Below are 18,206 nucleotides of genomic sequence, written 5' to 3'. Positions count from 1 at the left end.
CAAACTTGGTGTGGTTGCGCTAACGCTTGCGCTAGCTGTCGGATCGGTTAGGGTCCAAAGGGCGACGGATGAACGGAAAGGATGCGGCATGAGCGGTTTGCTGGCCCTGTTGGACGATGTGGCGGGAATCGCCAAAGTGGCGGCGGCCTCGGTCGACGATGTGGCGGCGGCCGCCGGCAAGGCTGGGGCCAAGACCGCGGGCGTGATCATCGATGACGCGGCCGTTACGCCAAAATATGTCCAGGGCTTTGCCCCTGCGCGTGAGTTGCCGATCATCTGGCGCATCGCGCGCGGGTCGATGTTCAACAAGGTCATTCTGCTGCTGCCTGTGGCGCTGTTGCTGGCGAACTTCGCGCCGTGGCTGATAACGCCCTTGCTGATGGTCGGTGGCTCATACCTGTGCTTCGAGGGCGCCGAGAAGATTTTTCACGTGCTGTTCCCGCATGGAAGCCACGTGATCGAAGAAGATATGAACGTGCGTGATCCGGGTCATCTGGAGGAACAGAAGATCAAGGGCGCGATCAAGACCGACTTCATCCTGTCGGCCGAAATCATGACCATCGCTCTTTCTGCCATTGAGGCCCCGAATGTCTGGATGCAGGCCGCGACTCTGGCGGTTGTGGGGATCGGTGTCACGGTGGCCGTCTATGGCTCGGTGGCGTTGATCGTAAAAATGGACGATGTCGGGCTTTATCTGGCCAAGAACGCGCCGACACCGATCGGCCGCGGGCTGGGTCGCGGGCTGGTCAAGGCGATGCCAAAGGTCATGAAGACGCTGTCGGTCGTGGGTACGGCGGCGATGTTGTGGGTAGGTGGCTCGATTATGATCCATGGGCTCGAGGTGCTGGGCTTTGGCTGGCTCGGCCACCACATCCACGATTGGGCCTATGCGGCCGGTCATGCCGTGTCAGATCAATGGGCCGGCGCAGTGGAGTGGATCAGCAAGGCTGCTATGGACGGCGTGTTCGGGCTGGCTTGGGGGTTCGTTCTGATCCCGTTGGCGACCAAGGTCATCGCGCCGCTGTGGCCCAAAAAGGCAGAGCAGACAGCGGACCATTGAGGCCCAAAAGAAAAGGGCGGCACGATGACCGCCCTTTGATTGCTCGGATCGGCTGGATCAGCCCAGCAATTCCTTGACCTTGGCAACCGTCGCCTCGGCGGTGATGCCGAAATGCTTGTACAGTTCGCCCGCGGGGGCCGATGCGCCAAAGCTCGACATGCCGATGAATCCGGCCTTGGCCTCGCGGCCGCGCTCGCCCAGCAGCCAGCGGTCCCAGCCGCCGGCACGGACGGCGGCCTCGATGCCGACGCGGACGGGGCCGGCGGGCAGGACCTTCTTGCGATAGGCTTCGTCCTGCTCGGCGAACAGCTCCATGCAGGGCATCGAAACGACCCGGGTGCCGATCCCTTCGGCCTCGAGCATCGCTTTTGCCTCCATGGCCAGCGACACCTCGGAGCCCGTGGCGATCAGGATCGCGCGACGCTTGCCCTCGGCCTCGGCCAGAACATAGGCGCCTTGGGCGGTCAGGTTCTTGGTTTTGTGTTGGGTGCGCACGGTCGGCACGCCCTGGCGGGTCAGCGACAGAACCGAGGGGCTGTCCTTGAAGGTCAGCGCCAGTTCCCAGGCCTCGGCGGTCTCGACGGTGTCGGCGGGGCGGAACACATAGGTGTTCGGCGTTGCGCGCGAGATCGCCAGGTGTTCTACCGGCTGGTGCGTCGGGCCGTCCTCGCCCAGTCCGATCGAGTCATGGGTCATCACGAAAACGCTGGGTATCTTCATCAGCGCGGCCAGGCGCATCGACGGACGCGCATAGTCGGTGAAGGCCATGAAGGTGCCGCCATAGGGACGGATGCCACCATGCAGCGCCATGCCATTCATCGCCGCGGCCATGCCGTGTTCACGGATGCCATAGTGGATATAGCGGCCCTTGCGGTTTTCCGGCAGGAACACGCCCATATCGGCTGATTTGGTGTTGTTCGACCCGGTCAGGTCCGCCGAACCGCCGACCGTCTCGGTCATGATCGGGTTCACGACGTTCAGCACCTTTTCCGACGAGGCGCGGGTGGCCAGCTTGGGTTGATCCTCGGAGACCTGCTTTTTGAAGGTACGGATTGCGCCGGCCAGCTTTTTCGGCGCCTCGAAAGCATAAGCGCGGTTGAACTCGGCCTGCTTGCGCTCGGACAGTTGGGCAAACCGCTCTTCCCATGCCTTCCGTTCCATTGCGCCACGCGCGCCGATCGCTTCCCAGGCCGATTTCACCTCGGCGGGGATTTCGAACGGGCCATAAGGCCAGCCATAGGCTTCTTTCGCGGCTTTCAGCTGTTCGGCATCGGTAAGAGCGCCGTGACCTTTCGAGGTATCCTGCGCGGCATGACCCAGCGCGATATGGCTTTCGCAGGCGATCATGGTCGGTTTCTTCGACGCCTTTGCTTGCACAATCGCCGCATCGATGGCCTTGGGGTCATGGCCGTCAATCTCGATCACATGCCAGCCCGAAGCGGCGAACCGGCGCACCTGATCAGTGCGGTCGGCGATGTCCACGGTGCCGTCGATGGTGATGTTGTTGTTGTCCCAGAACACGATCAGCTTGCTCAGCTCGTGCCGACCGGCCAGGGTGATGGCCTCCTGGCTGACACCTTCCATCAGGCAGCCGTCACCGGCGATTACATAGGTGTAGTGGTCGACAACCTTTTTGCCGTAATGGGCCCGCTGGATTTCTTCGGCCATCGCAAAACCGACGGCATTGGCAATTCCTTGCCCAAGAGGACCAGTGGTGGTTTCGACACCGTCAATCAGGAAGTTTTCCGGGTGGCCGGCGGTTTTCGCGCCCAGTTGGCGGAAGTTCTTGATCTCGTCCAGAGTAACTGCGCTGTTGCCCGTCAGGTAGAGCAGGGAATAGATCAGCATCGAGCCATGGCCAGCCGACAGGATGAACCGGTCGCGGTCAGGCCAGTTTGGGGCCGAGGCGTCGAATTTCAGGTGTTTTTCAAACAACACGGTCGCGACGTCGGCCATGCCCATCGGCATTCCGGAATGGCCGGAATTGGCGGCGGCGACAGCATCAAGGGTCAGGGTGCGAATGGCCGCAGCCTTCGCCCAGTGTTCAGGGTTGGCATTGCGCAGCGCAGTCAGGTCCACGGGTGTTGTTCCTTTGGATTACGGCAGATTGCGGGCTGAATACCATCCACCCCCCAAAGTGCAAGCGGAACCCGGCGCGGCGCATTGCCATCGCTTCAAGAGTGTTGCTCAAGTCTTTGAAAGCAAAGAGTGGGTATTTTGGCGAACATTCCGTTAGACTAAGTATCGGTACGAGCCGTATTGATTCGGCCATCGGAAAAACAGAACGAACCTTGGTAAAGAGGTGACAGGGGCAATGAGTCAGATCGAAGACTTACAGCGACGCATCATGGCCGCGATGGATCGGATTGGCACCGGGATCGAGGCGTTGCAATCGGCGGGTCCGGTCTCGAGCAGCGAAGATGGACAATTGCGCGCCGCTCTGGACGAGGAAAAGTTGGCCAATGCGCAATTGGAAGAGCGCCTGAAGTCTCTGAAAGAGCGGCATGACCAGGAAATCGACGCTTTGCGCGCCCAACTGGGCGAGTCCAATGCCAAACTGGCCACCGTCGAGGCCGCGCGTGCGGATCTGGCCGAAGCCAAGGCCGCGCTTGAGAACCAGGACGAAGGTGCAGCGCTGAAGGCCGAGATCTCCGAGCTGCGGCGGCAGTTGGAGGATTCCGAGCGTATCCCCGAATTGAATGCCGAACTGGAAATGCTGCGGGCCGAACGCGCCAGCCACGGCGCCGCCATGTCGCGGCTGGATGACGACCTGCAGCGCTTGCGCAAGGCAAATGACCAATTGCGCGAAGCGGTCGACGAGCTGCGAAAGGCTGCCGAGGACGGCGTTCCCGATGCCGAGCTTCTAAACAAGGCAACCGTGGCCGAACTGGAGGCCACCCGGGCCGCCCGCGCCACCGACGCGGCCGAAGCTCACGCGGTTCTGGCACGGCTTGAGCCTTTGCTGACCCATGCCAACCTGGCAGAAGGAGAGGTAGAGTAATGCCCGAGGTTACCATTCATATCGGCGGGCGCGGATTTGAGGTTTCCTGCCAAGACGGCGAGGAGCCGTTTCTGCACGCAGCCGCGAAGATGCTGGACGATGAGGCCCAGGTGATGGCCGACCAGATTGGCCGTATGCCCGAGTCGCGGATGCTGTTGATGGCGGGGCTTATGCTGGCCGACAAAGCAGCGGCCACTGAGGATCGCATCAAGACACTCGAGGCGAAGCTGGCCGAAGTTAAAGGCGAATTGGAGCGTATGCGCAGTGCGCCCGCGCCAGAACCAGAACGGATCGAAGTGGCCGTTGTCCCGCCCTCGGTTACCGACACACTTGCAGAGATGGCGGCACGAGCCGAGGCGCTGGCCTCGGTGATCGAAGAGAAGAACGCGAGATGACACATTTGCGGAGTTTGTGCCTGGCGGCGTTGGTCGGGGCGGTCTCGGGCCCGGCAATGGCACAGATCGACATCCTATCGGTGACCTTCACCTGCGAGAATGGCGTTGAGCTGCCCGTGACATACTTCAATCCGTCCGACGGCGTAGGGGCTGCGGCTATGATCGTCGATGGCCAGTTGATTGCGTTGCGCCAGGTCCAGAGCGGCTCGGGTATCCGTTACGAGTCAGTGAACGGGCAGGGGACGTATACCCTGCGGTCGAAGGGCTGGAACGCGATGGTCAGTTTCGCGGCGGCCGGAGCCACCGACGAAACCGATATTTTGAAAGACTGTGTCAGCCGCTGAGCGGCTGATCAGGCGTTTGCCTCGCGGATTTTGTCGGCGGCTTCCTTGTTGTAGGCGACACCGTTTTCGTCGAACAGCGTGTCCAGCTCCCCCGACAGGGTCATTTCCGTGATGATATCACAACCACCCACAAATTCGCCCTTGACGTAGAGTTGAGGCACAGTCGGCCAGTCCGAATAGTCCTTGATGCCCTGGCGGATTTCCTCGTCGGCCAGAACGTTCACGTCGGTGTATTCGACACCCATATAGTTCAGAACACCGGCCACCCGAGATGAAAATCCGCACTGCGGCATTTCTTTGGTGCCCTTCATGTACAGCACCACATCGTTGCTTTTGACGGTCTCGTCGATCTGGGTCTTAACGTCGGTCATTTCGCGTTTCCTTGTTTACGTTCGTCCGTCTGTCGGGCGGTCATTTCGATCGGCGGCTGCGCCACCAGTTTCTTGGTTCAGTACCCTGGTTCATCGCATGAACCTCGTCGATTACATTGACTTTTGTCACGCCGTCGGCTTCCCACGGTCTGTGTTTCAAAGCGTTGGGGTCGGGGCACATATCCGACAATTGTCTTGTTCTGTTCCGTTTCAGATAGGCTTCGACGGTTGCCGCGGCAACCACCAGTCCACCGACACATATTCCGATCCAGACAACCCAACCAATCATGTCATATGGCCGAATAGTCGGATGCCATCGGGGTGAACAAGGCAGCAGTTGCCATCACCAGTGTGAGCATGGCACTGACCGCCGTGGGTCTCATCACTCGGGTACTTTCGTGGTCAACGCCAGCGCGTGCAACTCGCCATCCGGGCCGTCCATTTTGCCCTTCAGTGCAGCATAGACCGCGCGCTGCTGCTGGACCCTGTTCTTCCCGCGAAAGCTTTCGTCCACCACCATGGCGGACATGTGTACGCCATCGGTGCCGCCGACCTGGATTTCCGCATTCGGAAAGGCTTCGCGCAGCAGATGTTCGATTTCGTGGGTGCTCATTGGCATTTAGGATACTCCTGAAGGTCTTTTCAAAGATGTAGAGCGATGCCGAAGCCCGCGCAAGGGTGTGCAGCACCCTTGGAATTGTAAGATCCCGCGCCGATCGAACAGCGCAGGATCCGAGTATGGCTCAGCGTCGTCGCGCTCAGGCGACGGCCTCGGCAAAACTGCTGCGATACAGCGCTGAGAGTTCACTAAGAGGAGCTTCGGACGCTCCGATCCGCACGGTTTCTCCGGTAAAGCGACCGACCGAAACCAGCGGGACGCCCGCCTGGCCCGAGGCAATCATCAGCGCCTCGGCCTGATCGAAGTTGCAGGCCACCAGGTAACGGCCCTGATCCTCACCGAACAGGAATTCGGTCGGGGCGTCATCAAGATGCACACCCACATCCGCGGCTTCGGCCAGTTCGAAGGCCGCCAGTGCAAGGCCGCCGTCGCTCAGGTCAGTACAGGCCTTGATCATCTCGCGATTGGCCCGGATGAAGTCGCCGTTGCGCTTTTCAGCATCCAGATCCACGTGAGGGGCGTCGCCATCTTCGCGGTTGAAGACCTCGGCCAGCAGGGCGGATTGGCCCAGATGCCCCTTGGTTTCACCGATCACCAGCGCCACATGCCCTTCGCGAACTTCGCTGCCGATGATTTCGTCGGCGTGCTCCAAAAGGCCGACCGCACCGATGGTCGGTGTGGGCAGGATCGCCTGACCGTCGGTTTCGTTGTACAGCGACACGTTGCCCGAAACGATCGGCATGTCCAGTGCGGCCACGGCGGCGCCGATGCCTTGGATGGCACCGACGAACTGGCCCATGATCTCGGGCTTTTCGGGGTTGCCGAAATTCAGGTTGTCGGTTGTGGCCAGCGGCTTGGCACCCACGGCGGTCAGGTTGCGATAGGCTTCGGCCACGGCTTGCTTGCCGCCTTCCTCGGGGTTGGCGCGCACGTATCGCGGGGTCACGTCCGAAGTGAACGCCAGCACCTTGTCGGTGCCATGTACGCGCACCATGCCTGCACCAACACCGGGCGTACGCGCCGTGTCAGCCATGACCATCGTGTCATATTGCTCATAGACCCAGTGCTTGCTTGCGTAGTTGGGCGACGAGATCAGCGCCCGCAGCCCGTCGATCGGGTCGATCTGCGGCACCTCGCCCAGATCTTCGGCCGCCGGGGTGGGAACCCAGGGGCGGTCGTATTCCGGTGCGGTTGAGGCCAGCTTCGACAGCGGAAGGTCGGCCTTGATTTCGCCGTTGTGCATGATCAGGAACCGGTCTTCGGCGATAGTTTCACCGACGATGGCGAAATCCAGATCCCATTTCTCGAACACGGCGCGGGCTTCGGCCTCAAGCTCGGGCTTCAGCACCATCAGCATGCGTTCCTGGGACTCCGACAGCATCATCTCATAGGCGGTCATGTTTTCTTCGCGCTGGGGCACGTTTTCCAGATCCAGCCGGACACCCAGCCCGCCCTTGTCGCCCATCTCGACGGCCGAGCAGGTCAGGCCCGCCGCGCCCATGTCCTGAATCGAGATCACGGCGCCGGTCTGCATCAGTTCCAGCGTCGCCTCCATCAGGCGTTTTTCGGTGAAGGGGTCACCGACCTGCACGGTTGGGCGCTTTTCCTCGATCGTGTCGTCGAATTCGGCCGAGGCCATGGTGGCGCCGCCCACGCCGTCGCGGCCCGTCTTGGCGCCCAGATAGACGACGGGCATGCCCACGCCCGACGCGGCCGAGTAGAAGATCTTGTCGGCATCGGCCAGCCCGGCGGCAAAGGCGTTCACGAGGCAGTTGCCATTGTAGGCCGGGTGGAACCGAACTTCACCGCCCACGGTCGGCACGCCGAAACAATTTCCGTAGCCACCGATGCCTTCGACCACGCCGTTGACCAGCTGGCGGGTCTTGGGGTGGTCGGGTTCGCCGAAGGACAGCGCGTTCATTGCCGCGATGGGCCGTGCGCCCATGGTGAACACGTCGCGCAAGATGCCGCCCACGCCGGTTGCCGCGCCTTGATAGGGTTCGATGTACGAGGGGTGGTTGTGGCTTTCCATCTTGAAGACCACGGCCTGCCCGTCGCCGATATCGACCACACCGGCGTTTTCACCGGGGCCGCAGATCACCTGAGGGCCCGAGGTGGGCAGGGTGCGCAGCCATTTCTTCGAGGATTTGTAGGAACAGTGCTCGTTCCACATGGCCGAGAAAATCCCCAGCTCGGTAAAGGTCGGCTCGCGCCCGATAATCTCGAGGATCATGTCGTATTCTTCGGGTTTCAACCCGTGTGCGGCAATCAGATCCGGTGTGATGGCGGGCTCTTGCATCGTGTGTCCTGTTTCCAAGGTGGCCGGGATTGCGGGCCTTTTAGGGCAACCGGGCGATTTGGGAAAGGGTCAAGAGCGCGCAGCGAACAGGAACCCGCTCTTTGCTGGCAGAATACAGCGGTCTGTGACTGTTGAAATGCCCGTCGCATCGCCGGTTTGATGGGGACAGCAGCGCGTGCGCCGCTGTCCCGCCGCAGTTATTGAGGCGGCTCTTCCTTCTTGTTCACGGCGTCGGCCGCTGCCGCGCCGATCGCCGCTTTCTGTTGTTCCGTCAGGTTTTCGGCCTCTTCCAACCCGGGGATGGCAACGCGCACCTCGCGGCGGGCAAAGTCGATCCCGTTCTCCTTGAATGCGGCCTTGACCCGGTTGAAGATCTCCTTGCGCAGGGTGAACTGCTTGCCGGGCTTGGCCATGAACTTGCCGCGGATGATCATGCCGACATCGTCAAAATCGAACACGCCCTGCGATTTGAACGGCTGCAGGAACCCATCCTTGTGGACCGGGTCCTCCATCATCTCGGCGCCGATCTTCTTGAAGATCTTCTTGACCTTGTTCGGGTCGGTGTCGAAGGGCACGGTGAATTTCAGCTTCATGATGACCCAGTCGCGGCTGTAGTTGGTCAGCTTCTGGATCTCGCCATAGGGAATGGTGTGAACCGGGCCGCGATGGTGGCGCAGTTGCATCGAGCGGATCGAGATCTTTTCCACCGTGCCTGTGGTGCCGCCCACATCGACGTATTCGCCCACGCGGAAGGCATCGTCGATCAGGAAGAAGATGCCGCCCACGATGTCCGAGACCAGTTTCTGCGCGCCAAAACCGATGGCCAGACCCAGGATCCCGGCGCCAGCCAGAAGCGGTGTGATGTCCAGGCCCAGCGCGCCCAGCGCCAGCAGGGCGAAGATCACCGAGATCGCGACCTGAGCTGTCACGCGCAGCAACGGCAGAACCGTGGCCAGTCGCGAGCCGCCGGCACCGCCGCCTTCGCCGGCTTCCTCATCGGGGCTCTGCTCCGAAGCCGTCTGCTCTTTGGCAAGCCGGCGGTTGATCCAGAGCGAGACGACCTCGTTCAGGATGTAGCCGATTGCGATGATGATGAAGAACTGAACCAGCTTGCTGCCGGTTTCCGAGTCCCCGCCCGCAATATCCTGCAGGTCCAGATTCCAGGCATTCGCAATCATCAAAATGACCAGAATGCCGGCCAGAACGCGTCCGATGCGGATGTAGCTACGTTTGGTCGATTTGTAGGCACGTTCCGCGATCGGGCCATCGCCCATCATCGGCGGCAGCAGGTGCCGGGTCAGCCCTCGGATCAGCGTGTCGAGTGCCGGTGCGATCAACAGCCAGAACATCGTGACGAAATGCGCGCCTTCGGCCAGAAGGGCAAACACGGCCGGATTACGCTGAGCTGCGAGGAATTCGACCAAAAGCCAGGTACCCGCCGACACGGCGATCGCGAAATACGGATAGTAGCGGGCGACTTCTTCGTCGAAATGCGTACGATCCGGATCGGAACCACGCATCATGTCGGTCAAGCCGTTGCGGGCCGTCCATGCAATGACGCCGACATAGATGTGGATGGCGGTGTTCAGCCAGAAACCAAGGCGCGATTCACCCGGCATCACGCCATTCATTGCATTGAAATCAAGGATGAAGAGGGTGAACCCGATCAGCAGGAACAGGCCGATCAGGTTCCGATGCAGGTATTTTGCCCATTTGTCATTCACATTGACCAGTCGCAGATTGCTCTGCTTCGGAGCCAGAATGAAACGGGAAATCGCGGCTCCCAGCCGGGGGAACCAGATCAGGAAGAATACGAACGGTGCCGCCTGGGCAATCTGTTGTTCGTCCAGCAATCGACGCCCGACGAAGACCAGCGTGTAATAAAAGACAAGCAGCCCTAGAAACTCGACGCAGAAGCGCTTGAACAGAAAGACAACGGCACCTTTTAGGTTGGTCGAGGCATCCCCATCGACGACTTTTATCCAACGGCGTGTCCAAAGGCCAACCGCCGTTTCTGCGGCGTACCCGATTGCCAGCGCCAGGAAGGTGAACCCGAACAGGGTTGCCAGACCGCTTGCGCCAAACTTGTTTCCGAAATTGCTGAACGCTTCGACCTGCGCCGAAACCAGCAGCGGAACCTTGCGGATGACATCCAGCCAAGACGCAGCCATGTCGCCCGCCGAGGATGAGATCGTTTGCAGCAGCCCCTTACGGGAAGTCTGCGTTTCAGCCTGTTTCGCCGCGACTGCATCAAGCCGTTCCAGCAGAATGGCCCGGACCTGATCGTCAGACATTCGCGCCACCAGATCGTCGACCTGTTCAGGGGTCAGATCTTCGGGGATGGTCACATGTGTGGTTGTGGGTTCGCTGGTGCTCTGGGCCATGCTTGGCCGAGCCAGGAACGTGACGGATACCAACGCCATCAAAAACAGGCGGAGTAGGCTGGTCATAAACTTTGTCCTCGAACACGAAATATTATGGTTTTCCGCGATCATAGGCCCGTTGGCAAAATATTTCCAAACGATTTGGCACCGAGCGCGCGGGTGCAGGCCAAAAAAAAGGCCGAGCACTAAGCTCGGCCGTAGTCCAACAGGGAGGTATGAAGATGATGAGCGTTTCAGCATCATCGCCTTCGAGTGCTCATTTAGGGGTCACTCTGTGAACGATCAAGGTTTTTTGGGCGCATTGAGGGCATGTCCGCTATGCTGAGGGCGCATAGCTACAGTTTTCCCAGATGTTTCAGCTGTTTGCGGTGCGCAATAATTTCATCTTGAACGAAATCACGGAACGCTGCGACCCGTTTTGAGTGCCTCAGTTCTTCGGGATAGGCCAAATATACCGGCACATTCGCCGTCTCGATGTCGGACAGGATCGGGACCAGGTCGGGGAAATCCTCGGTCACGTAGTCGGGCAGGACGCCAATTCCGAGGTCATTCAGGACACCCTGCAGAACACCAAAGTAGTTGTTCACCGTCAGCAGTGAGCTGGGTTCGTAGGTCATCAGGTGACTGACCATCGATGCGCCAACGCCAACCTGGGGTGCGGCGGGGGTCTGACAGATCAGGCGGTGTTTCGAAATGTCCTCCAGCGTCTGAGGCGCGCCTCCGTGCGAATCCAAATAGGTCTTGGTCGCATACAACATCATTCGAACGGTCATCAGTCGCTTGCGGACAAGATCGGCCTGACTGGGTTCCTTCATCCGGATCGCGACATCTGCTTCGCGCATCGGAAGATCCAGCACACGTTCTTCGAGCATCAGGTCAATATTCAGGTCCGGATACTGCTCGTACAGCTTGGGCAGACGCGGCGCCAGCCACAGGGTCCCGAAGCCAAAAGTCGTGGTGACCCGCAGGACTCCAAAGACCTCATCCTCGCTGTCGCGGATTCGCGCCGCGGCAGCGTCCAGACGCTTGGACATGGCCGTTGTTGCATCGAACAGAAGCTCGCCCTGTTCCGTTAGAATCAGACCACGGGCGTGGCGGTGGAACAGTGTGGCGCCCAGCGACTCCTCAAGCGCGCGAACCTGCCGGCTGACCGCGGATTGGGACAGATTCAGCTTGTCTCCGGCATGCGTCAGGCTGCCGGCGTCAGCTACCGCGTGAAATATTCTGAGCTTGTCCCAATTCATCGTCGCAACTTTCGTTATCCTTTGGCAGCCCTATATGAAAGAGGTAACAAATTCCATATTCAAACGGGGAAATCGTTACAGAACAGGGGGAATTTTGTATACAGGTCAGAAATTATGACCTAAAATGACGTCAAATGCAGCACACTATTCCGACGTGGGGAGGCGTCTGATGAGTCAGCCAAAGATTTCGCTCAACGACCGTTTCGATCTGACTAAAAGCCCGGTGCTTTTGAATGGTACGCAGGCGCTTGTGCGTCTTATGATGATGCAGAAGGCCCGCGATACCGCCGCGGGCCTGAATACTGCCGGTCTGGTCACAGGTTATCGGGGGTCTCCGCTGGGTGCGGTCGATCTGCAAATGTCACGTGCCGAAAAGCAACTGGCCGAGTGTGATGTGACTTTTCAATACGGTCTGAACGAGGACCTGGCCGCCACAGCCCTGTGGGGCAGCCAGCAGGCGGGTCTGCGCGGCGATGGAAAATATGACGGCGTTTTTGGCCTGTGGTACGGCAAGGGTCCGGGCGTGGACCGGTCCGGTGACGTGATGCGCCACGCCAACATGGCCGGCAGCGCCAAGCATGGCGGCGTGCTGATGGCGATGGGCGACGATCACACGGGCGAAAGCTCGACCGTGCTGCACCAATCGGAATGGTCGCTGGTCGACATGTACATGCCCGTGGTCAGCCCGGCCGGAGTGCAGGAAATCCTCGACTATGGAATCTACGGCTTTGCCCTCAGCCGGTTTGCCGGGGTCTGGGTCGGGCTCAAGACGATGAAGGACACGATCGAGGTGACCTCGGTCGTGGATGGCCGGCCCGATCGGATGCAACTGGTGACGCCGGAATTCGACATGCCCGAGGGCGGGCTGAACATTCGGCTGGGCGACACGCCGCACCTGCAGGAGGCGCGGATCATCGACTACAAGCGGTTCGCGGCCGAGGTGTTCTCGCACACCAACCGGATGGACCGGCGGGTCTGGGGCAAGCCCGGCGCCAAGATCGGCATTGCCGCGGCGGGCAAGAACTGGCTGGACCTGGTGCATGCCATGTCGCTGCTGAACATCGATGAGGCCGAGGCCGAACGGCTGGGGATCACCACCTACAAGATCGGTCAGACCTTCCCGCTGGACATGAAGGGGTTCCATGACTGGGCCGAGGGGCTGGACCTGATCATCATCGTCGAAGAAAAGCGCAAGCTGATCGAAGTGCAGGTCAAAGAAGCGATCTTTGACGACCGTCGCGGACGTCGCGTGTACGGCTGGTACAAGGGCGGGGCAGGCACGCTGCACCGCGAAGAGCTGTTCCCGACCCGCGGCGCGCTTGATCCGATCATGATCGCCGAAAAGCTGGGCGGGATCTTCATCGAAGAAGGCCGCGAAACCGACGGAATCCGCGCAGGGCTGGCCAGCCTGCAAGAGGCGCGCCGCAACGACAACGCGCAGGAGATCGCGACGCGGCTGCCGTATTTCTGCTCGGGCTGTCCGCACAATAGCTCGACCAAAGTGCCGGAGGGCAGCCGGGCCTATGCCGGGATCGGCTGTCACTACATGGTGCAGTGGATGGATCGCGAGACTACCGGCTTTACCCAGATGGGCGGCGAAGGCGCCAACTGGATCGGTGAGGCGCCGTTCTCGACCACGAAACACGTGTTCCAGAACCTGGGCGACGGCACCTACAACCACTCGGGCGTGCAGGCGATCCGGGCGGCGCTGGCGGCCGGAACCAACATCACCTTCAAGATCCTGTTCAACGACGCGGTCGCCATGACCGGCGGGCAGGAGAACGAGGGCCATCTGACCGCCGAGCGCATCGTGCGCGAGGTCAAGGCCATGGGCGTCCAGCATGTGGCCGTCGTCTATGACGAGAAGGAAGACGTGAACTTCAAGGCGCTGCCCGGCGACGTTGAAACCCACGAACGGGCCGAGCTGATGGCGGTTCAGAACAAGTTCCGCGAGATCGAAGGCGTGTCGGTCATCGTCTACGTCCAGACCTGTGCCGCCGAGAAGCGCCGCCGCCGCAAGCGCGGCACCTTCCCGGACCCGGACAAGCGCGTCTTCATCAACTCGGACATCTGCGAAGGCTGCGGCGATTGCGGTGTGCAATCGAACTGTGTCTCGATCGTGCCCAAGGAAACCGAACTGGGCCGCAAGCGGGCGATCGACCAGTCCAGCTGCAACAAGGATTTCTCGTGCCTCAACGGGTTCTGCCCGTCCTTCGTCACGCTGGAAGGCGCCAAGATCCGCAAGGAAGCCACCACCGAGATCGATATCCCCCATCTGCCGCAGCCGGTTCTGCCGCAGATCGAAGGCACGCACAACGTGGTCATCACGGGCGTCGGCGGCACCGGGGTCGTGACGATCGGGGCGGTTCTGGCGCAGGCCGCGCAGATCGACGGCAAGGGCGCGGGCATGATGGAAATGGCCGGGCTGGCGCAAAAAGGGGGCGCGGTGCATATCCACTGTCGCCTGGCCAACAAGCCCGAAGACATCAGCGCCATCCGCGTGGCCACCGGCGAAGCGCATGCGCTGATCGGCGGCGACCTCGTGGTGTCGGCCGGGGCCAAGACGCTGGGCCTGACGCGCACTGGTCAGACCGGCGCGGTGGTCAACAGCCACGAGATCATAACCGGCGATTTCACCCGCAACACCGAATTCCACATTCCGGTCGACCGGCTGGAATTGGCGCTGGAAGCGCGACTGAAGGACGGTCTTGCCCTGTTCGACGCGACCGAGCTGGCACGCGCGGTGATGGGCGATTCGATCTATTCCAACATGATGGTGTTCGGGGCGGCATGGCAGCGGGGACTGCTGCCGGTCAGCCACGAGGCGATCATGACCGCGATCGAGCTGAACGGCGCCGCGGTCGAGCGCAACAAGCGCGCCTTCGAGGTCGGCCGCTGGGCGGTTCTTCATCCCGAGGAAGTGGCGCGCATCGTGACCCCCACGGTAACCGAGTTGCCCAAGACGCCCGAGCAGGCCATCGCCTTCCGTGCCGATCATCTGGTGGCCTATCAGGGTAAACGATTGTCAAAACGCTATCTCAAGCTGGTCGAGTCGATCGAAGACCCGAAGGTCCGGGATGCCGTCGCGCGCGGGTATCACAAGCTGTTGTCCTACAAGGATGAATACGAAGTGGCCCGCTTGTTATTGGACAGCCGCGACAAGGCCGCCGCCGAATTTGACGGCGACATCAAGATGACCTTCCACTTGGCTCCGCCGATCCTGGGGGGCAAAGGGCCGGACGGGCGTCCGCGCAAGCGGCAGTTCGGCGAATGGCTGCTGGGGCCGATGAAGGTTCTGGCCAAGCTGAAGGGGCTGCGTGGCACTCCGCTGGACATCTTCGGCTATACCGCCGAGCGCCGGATGGAGCGGGCCTTGATCCGTCAATACGAGAAGGACATGAAAGAGGTCCTGCCCAAGCTGGATGACAACACCCGCGATGCGATTGTCGCGCTGGCGCGGTTGCCGCTGGACATCCGCGGCTTCGGTCCGGTATTGGCCGCCAACGAAGCCAAGGCCGCCAAGCGGCGCGAGGAACTTCTGGCCGTGATCCGGCAGGGAGGGACCGAGACGCGGGCCGCGGCCGAGTAACGTCATATCGGTGTCACGGAGGCGCGGTAGGGTTCCCGTCCGCGCCGTCCGATGACGGCCACGCCGGAGACCCGTGATGAAATCACGTCGCCAAGTCGCTCGGGATATTTCCTACGCCCATTCTGCAGAAACGCGGGGTGGGCGCATGGTCATCAAACTGATGGAGAATACGACCGGTCGGCTGCGTCTGATCCGGCGCGCGGATGGTTACGAGCGCGAGGTCGCCAATGGCCGCGATTTCTGGTCGGTCATGGTCGAACGCTACGGGCTGAGCCTGAATGTGGTAGGTGGGGCGCTGTCAAACATCCCCAAGGACGGCCCGCTGATCCTGATCGCCAACCACCCCTACGGGATTCTGGATGGATTGATGATGGGGCATGTGCTGTCCCAGACCCGCGGAGATTTCCGGATTCTGGCCAATCATGTGTTCCACAAGGCCGAGGATCTGAACCGGATCATCCTGCCGATCTCCTTCGATCAGACCAAAGAAGCGATGCGGCTGAACCTGCAGACCCGAAAAACCGCCTTGGATTATCTGGGGCAGGGTGGGGCAATCGGGATTTTTCCCGGTGGCACGGTCAGCACGGCGGCTCGGCCATTCGCGCACCCAATGGACCCGGGCTGGCGCGGATTCACCGCGCGGATGGTAGCCAAGTCAAATGCCACCGTGGTGCCTTTGTTCTTCGATGGTCACACCTCGCGCCTGTTCCAGATCGCCAGCCATCTGCATGTGACGCTGCGCATGGGTTTGCTGATCAAAGAGTTCAAAAAGCGCGTCGATACCCCAGTGGATGTGGTCGTGGGGCAGCCCATCGGCCGCGACGTTCTGGACCCATTGGCCGGCGATACGCGCAAGATGATGGATTTCTTGCGCAAAGCCACGTATGAGCTGTCTCCGAAGCCGCTGAAGTCGTATGACTATGGCTATGAATTCGAGGAACGGCATCGCGCCTGAAGGGGCAAATGGCAGTAGGCATCTTTGATTCCGGATTGGGCGGGCTGACCGTCCTGAACGCCGCGCAGACACGTCTGCCGGAGGTGGATTTCCTGTATTACGCGGACAGCGCGCACGCGCCTTATGGCGTGCGCGACGCTGAGGATATCTACAACCTGACCCGAAACGCGGTGCAGGACCTGTGGTCGCGCGGCTGCGATCTGGTGATTCTGGCCTGCAACACGGCCAGCGCTGCTGCGCTGCGGCGGATGCAGGAAGAGGGCGTGCCCCAGGGCAAGCGCGTGCTGGGTGTGTTCGTCCCGCTGATCGAAGCACTGACCGAGCGCCAGTGGGGCGACAACAGCCCCCCGCGCGAAGTGGCGGTCAAGCATGTGGCCCTGTTTGCCACGCCGGCGACGGTGGCCAGCCGCGCGTTCCAGCGTGAACTGGCGTTCCGCGCCATCGGCGTGGATGTTGAGGCACAGGCCTGCGGCGGCGTGGTCGATGCTATCGAGGATGGTGATATGATCCTGGCCGAAGCCCTTGTGCGGAGCCATGTGGACGCGTTGAAGCGCAAGATGCCGCACCCGCAGGCTGCGATCTTGGGCTGCACCCATTACCCCTTGATGGCCGAAGCCTTTCAGGCGGCGTTGGGCCCAGACGTCCAAGTCTTCAGCCAGGGCGACCTGGTGGCCGAAAGCCTTGCGGATTATCTCCAGCGGCATCCGGATATGCTTGGCGGGGGTGAGGCGGGTTACCTGACAACAGGCAATCCGCAGAAGGTCAGTGACCGGGCAACGCAATTTCTCCGACGACAGATCACCTTCAAGGCCGCCTGACTTAGGTCAAGGACCGGCCCCTGTCATGAATTTATTCGGTACCTGTCATGTCGGCGGGTGCCAGACGTGTCACATAAATCTACGAGGTCTGACATGACCCACAAAATCGCAATCCTGGGCGCTTCGGGCTATACCGGTGCCGAACTGGTGCGGCTGATTGCCGAGCACCCGAACATGGAAATCACTGCCCTGGCGGCCGAGCGTAAGGCCGGGCAGACCATGGCCGAGGTGTTTCCGCATCTGCGCCATCTGGATTTGCCGCGTCTGTGCAAGATCGAGCAGATCGACTTTGGCCAGATCGATCTGTGCTTTTGCGCGCTGCCGCACAAGACCAGTCAGGAGGTCATCCGGGATTTGCCCTCCGACCTCAAAATCGTTGATTTGTCGGCGGATTTCCGGCTGGCCGACCCCGACGAATACGAGAAATGGTATGGCAATCCGCATGCCGCACTCCCGCATCAGGATGAGGCCGTCTACGGCCTGACCGAGTTCTACCGTGAGGGCATCCGCGCTGCGCGGTTGGTGGCTGGCACCGGGTGCAATGCTGCCACGGGGCAGTATGTGCTGCGGCCGTTGATTGCGGCCGGTGTTATCGACCTGGATGACATCATTCTTGACCTGAAATGCGCCGTCTCCGGGGCGGGGCGTGCGCTGAAGGAGAACCTTCTGCACGCCGAACTGAGCGAGGGCACCAACGCCTATGCCGTCGGTGGTACCCACAGGCATCTGGGCGAGTTCGATCAGGAGTTCTCGAAACTGGCGGGCCGCGCGGTTCACATCCAGTTTACGCCGCACCTGATCCCCGCGAACCGAGGCATTCTGGCGACCTCGTATGTGAAGGGTGATCCGCAGAGCGTTTATGAAACGCTGTGTGCAGCCTATGCAGACGAGCCCTTCATCCACATGCTGCCTTTCGGCGAGACGCCTTCGACCCACCATGTACGCGGGTCGAACTTCTGCCATATCGGCGTCGTTGCTGACAGGATCGAACGGCGTGCCATCGTGATAGCGGCGCTGGATAACCTGACAAAAGGTAGCAGTGGGCAGGCCTTGCAGAACGCAAACCTGATGTTAGGTGAACCCGAAACGACGGGGCTTATGATGGCCCCACTGTTCCCATGAGGGCG

14 protein-coding genes are annotated in these 18,206 nt (G+C 61.0%); 8 read left to right on the top strand and 6 right to left on the bottom strand.

Features of this window, described 5'->3' with window-relative positions:
* Positions 1-88: 88 nt before the first annotated feature.
* Entirely contained in the window at positions 89-1,060 is a 972-nt protein-coding gene (locus ACR0FC_RS05445) for a DUF808 domain-containing protein (RefSeq protein WP_170338776.1), read from the top strand.
* Positions 1,061-1,117: 57 nt separating this feature from the next.
* Here ACR0FC_RS05445 and tkt read toward each other — a convergent pair whose 3' ends face one another.
* A complete protein-coding gene (gene tkt / locus ACR0FC_RS05440; RefSeq protein ID WP_170338774.1) occupies positions 1,118-3,139 on the bottom strand; it encodes a transketolase in 2,022 nt (673 codons plus the stop codon).
* A 235-nt stretch (positions 3,140-3,374) separates the two neighbouring features.
* On the opposite strand from tkt, the gene ACR0FC_RS05435 reads away from it, so the two are divergent.
* From ACR0FC_RS05435 to ACR0FC_RS05425, 3 genes are read left to right on the top strand one after another with little or no spacing between them, the layout of a single operon-like run.
* Positions 3,375-4,061: a hypothetical protein gene (locus ACR0FC_RS05435; RefSeq protein WP_170338773.1), complete on the top strand. Its 687-nt coding sequence runs from the start codon at positions 3,375-3,377 to the stop codon at positions 4,059-4,061.
* Entirely contained in the window at positions 4,061-4,456 is a 396-nt protein-coding gene (locus ACR0FC_RS05430) for a cell division protein ZapA (RefSeq protein WP_170338771.1), read from the top strand. Before ACR0FC_RS05435 ends, ACR0FC_RS05430 begins: the two co-directional genes overlap by 1 nt.
* The gene (locus ACR0FC_RS05425; protein ID WP_170338769.1) at positions 4,453-4,800 is read left to right on the top strand and encodes an MliC family protein; all 348 of its coding nucleotides are present in this window, start codon (positions 4,453-4,455) and stop codon (positions 4,798-4,800) included. Before ACR0FC_RS05430 ends, ACR0FC_RS05425 begins: the two co-directional genes overlap by 4 nt.
* Positions 4,801-4,808: 8 nt before the next feature.
* Here ACR0FC_RS05425 and grxD read toward each other — a convergent pair whose 3' ends face one another.
* The 5 genes from grxD to ACR0FC_RS05400 all read right to left on the bottom strand — a co-directional run bounded on the left by grxD (position 4,809) and on the right by ACR0FC_RS05400 (position 11,717).
* Positions 4,809-5,171 carry a Grx4 family monothiol glutaredoxin gene (grxD, locus tag ACR0FC_RS05420; protein WP_170338767.1) on the bottom strand — a complete coding sequence of 121 codons (363 nt, stop codon included), beginning with the start codon at positions 5,169-5,171 and terminating at the stop codon, positions 4,809-4,811.
* Positions 5,172-5,553: 382 nt separating this feature from the next.
* Positions 5,554-5,790 carry a BolA/IbaG family iron-sulfur metabolism protein gene (locus tag ACR0FC_RS05415; RefSeq protein WP_170338764.1) on the bottom strand — a complete coding sequence of 79 codons (237 nt, stop codon included), beginning with the start codon at positions 5,788-5,790 and terminating at the stop codon, positions 5,554-5,556.
* Positions 5,791-5,929: 139 nt separating this feature from the next.
* Entirely contained in the window at positions 5,930-8,089 is a 2,160-nt protein-coding gene (purL, locus tag ACR0FC_RS05410) for a phosphoribosylformylglycinamidine synthase subunit PurL (protein ID WP_170338763.1), read from the bottom strand.
* Positions 8,090-8,286: 197 nt separating this feature from the next.
* A complete protein-coding gene (locus ACR0FC_RS05405; RefSeq protein ID WP_170338761.1) occupies positions 8,287-10,539 on the bottom strand; it encodes a mechanosensitive ion channel family protein in 2,253 nt (750 codons plus the stop codon).
* Between the two features lie 269 nt (positions 10,540-10,808).
* Positions 10,809-11,717 (bottom strand): LysR family transcriptional regulator, encoded by a 909-nt coding sequence (locus ACR0FC_RS05400; RefSeq protein WP_093961966.1) that lies wholly within the window; start codon positions 11,715-11,717, stop codon positions 10,809-10,811.
* A 169-nt stretch (positions 11,718-11,886) separates the two neighbouring features.
* Here ACR0FC_RS05400 and ACR0FC_RS05395 point away from each other — a divergent pair, with 169 nt between their 5' ends.
* The 4 genes from ACR0FC_RS05395 to argC all read left to right on the top strand — a co-directional run bounded on the left by ACR0FC_RS05395 (position 11,887) and on the right by argC (position 18,201).
* On the top strand, positions 11,887-15,306 hold the full coding sequence (locus ACR0FC_RS05395) for an indolepyruvate ferredoxin oxidoreductase family protein (protein ID WP_170338759.1): 3,420 nt from the start codon (positions 11,887-11,889) through the stop codon (positions 15,304-15,306).
* 76 nt (positions 15,307-15,382) lie between these two features.
* Positions 15,383-16,261, top strand: coding sequence for a lysophospholipid acyltransferase family protein (locus tag ACR0FC_RS05390; protein WP_170338757.1), 879 nt, complete (start codon positions 15,383-15,385; stop codon positions 16,259-16,261).
* An 8-nt stretch (positions 16,262-16,269) separates the two neighbouring features.
* Positions 16,270-17,079: a glutamate racemase gene (locus tag ACR0FC_RS05385; RefSeq protein WP_170338755.1), complete on the top strand. Its 810-nt coding sequence runs from the start codon at positions 16,270-16,272 to the stop codon at positions 17,077-17,079.
* Positions 17,080-17,172: 93 nt separating this feature from the next.
* Positions 17,173-18,201: an N-acetyl-gamma-glutamyl-phosphate reductase gene (gene argC / locus ACR0FC_RS05380; protein WP_170338753.1), complete on the top strand. Its 1,029-nt coding sequence runs from the start codon at positions 17,173-17,175 to the stop codon at positions 18,199-18,201.
* Positions 18,202-18,206 lie beyond the last annotated feature (5 nt).

The organism is Ruegeria sp. BB9 (genome assembly GCF_056539345.1).
The sequence above is the reverse complement of the archived record's forward strand: the minus strand, read 5'-3'. Positions and strand labels throughout refer to the sequence as shown.

Coding starts and splice junctions, on each gene's coding strand:
- purL (WP_170338763.1), bottom strand. CDS start 8,089: ATGCAAGAGCCCGCCATCACACCGGATCTGATTGCCGCACACGGGTTG.
- ACR0FC_RS05385 (WP_170338755.1), top strand. CDS start 16,270: ATGGCAGTAGGCATCTTTGATTCCGGATTGGGCGGGCTGACCGTCCTG.
- ACR0FC_RS05435 (WP_170338773.1), top strand. CDS start 3,375: ATGAGTCAGATCGAAGACTTACAGCGACGCATCATGGCCGCGATGGAT.
- argC (WP_170338753.1), top strand. CDS start 17,173: ATGACCCACAAAATCGCAATCCTGGGCGCTTCGGGCTATACCGGTGCC.
- ACR0FC_RS05400 (WP_093961966.1), bottom strand. CDS start 11,717: ATGAATTGGGACAAGCTCAGAATATTTCACGCGGTAGCTGACGCCGGC.
- ACR0FC_RS05430 (WP_170338771.1), top strand. CDS start 4,061: ATGCCCGAGGTTACCATTCATATCGGCGGGCGCGGATTTGAGGTTTCC.
- ACR0FC_RS05445 (WP_170338776.1), top strand. CDS start 89: ATGAGCGGTTTGCTGGCCCTGTTGGACGATGTGGCGGGAATCGCCAAA.
- ACR0FC_RS05405 (WP_170338761.1), bottom strand. CDS start 10,539: ATGACCAGCCTACTCCGCCTGTTTTTGATGGCGTTGGTATCCGTCACG.
- ACR0FC_RS05425 (WP_170338769.1), top strand. CDS start 4,453: ATGACACATTTGCGGAGTTTGTGCCTGGCGGCGTTGGTCGGGGCGGTC.
- ACR0FC_RS05395 (WP_170338759.1), top strand. CDS start 11,887: ATGAGTCAGCCAAAGATTTCGCTCAACGACCGTTTCGATCTGACTAAA.
- ACR0FC_RS05415 (WP_170338764.1), bottom strand. CDS start 5,790: ATGCCAATGAGCACCCACGAAATCGAACATCTGCTGCGCGAAGCCTTT.
- grxD (WP_170338767.1), bottom strand. CDS start 5,171: ATGACCGACGTTAAGACCCAGATCGACGAGACCGTCAAAAGCAACGAT.
- ACR0FC_RS05390 (WP_170338757.1), top strand. CDS start 15,383: ATGAAATCACGTCGCCAAGTCGCTCGGGATATTTCCTACGCCCATTCT.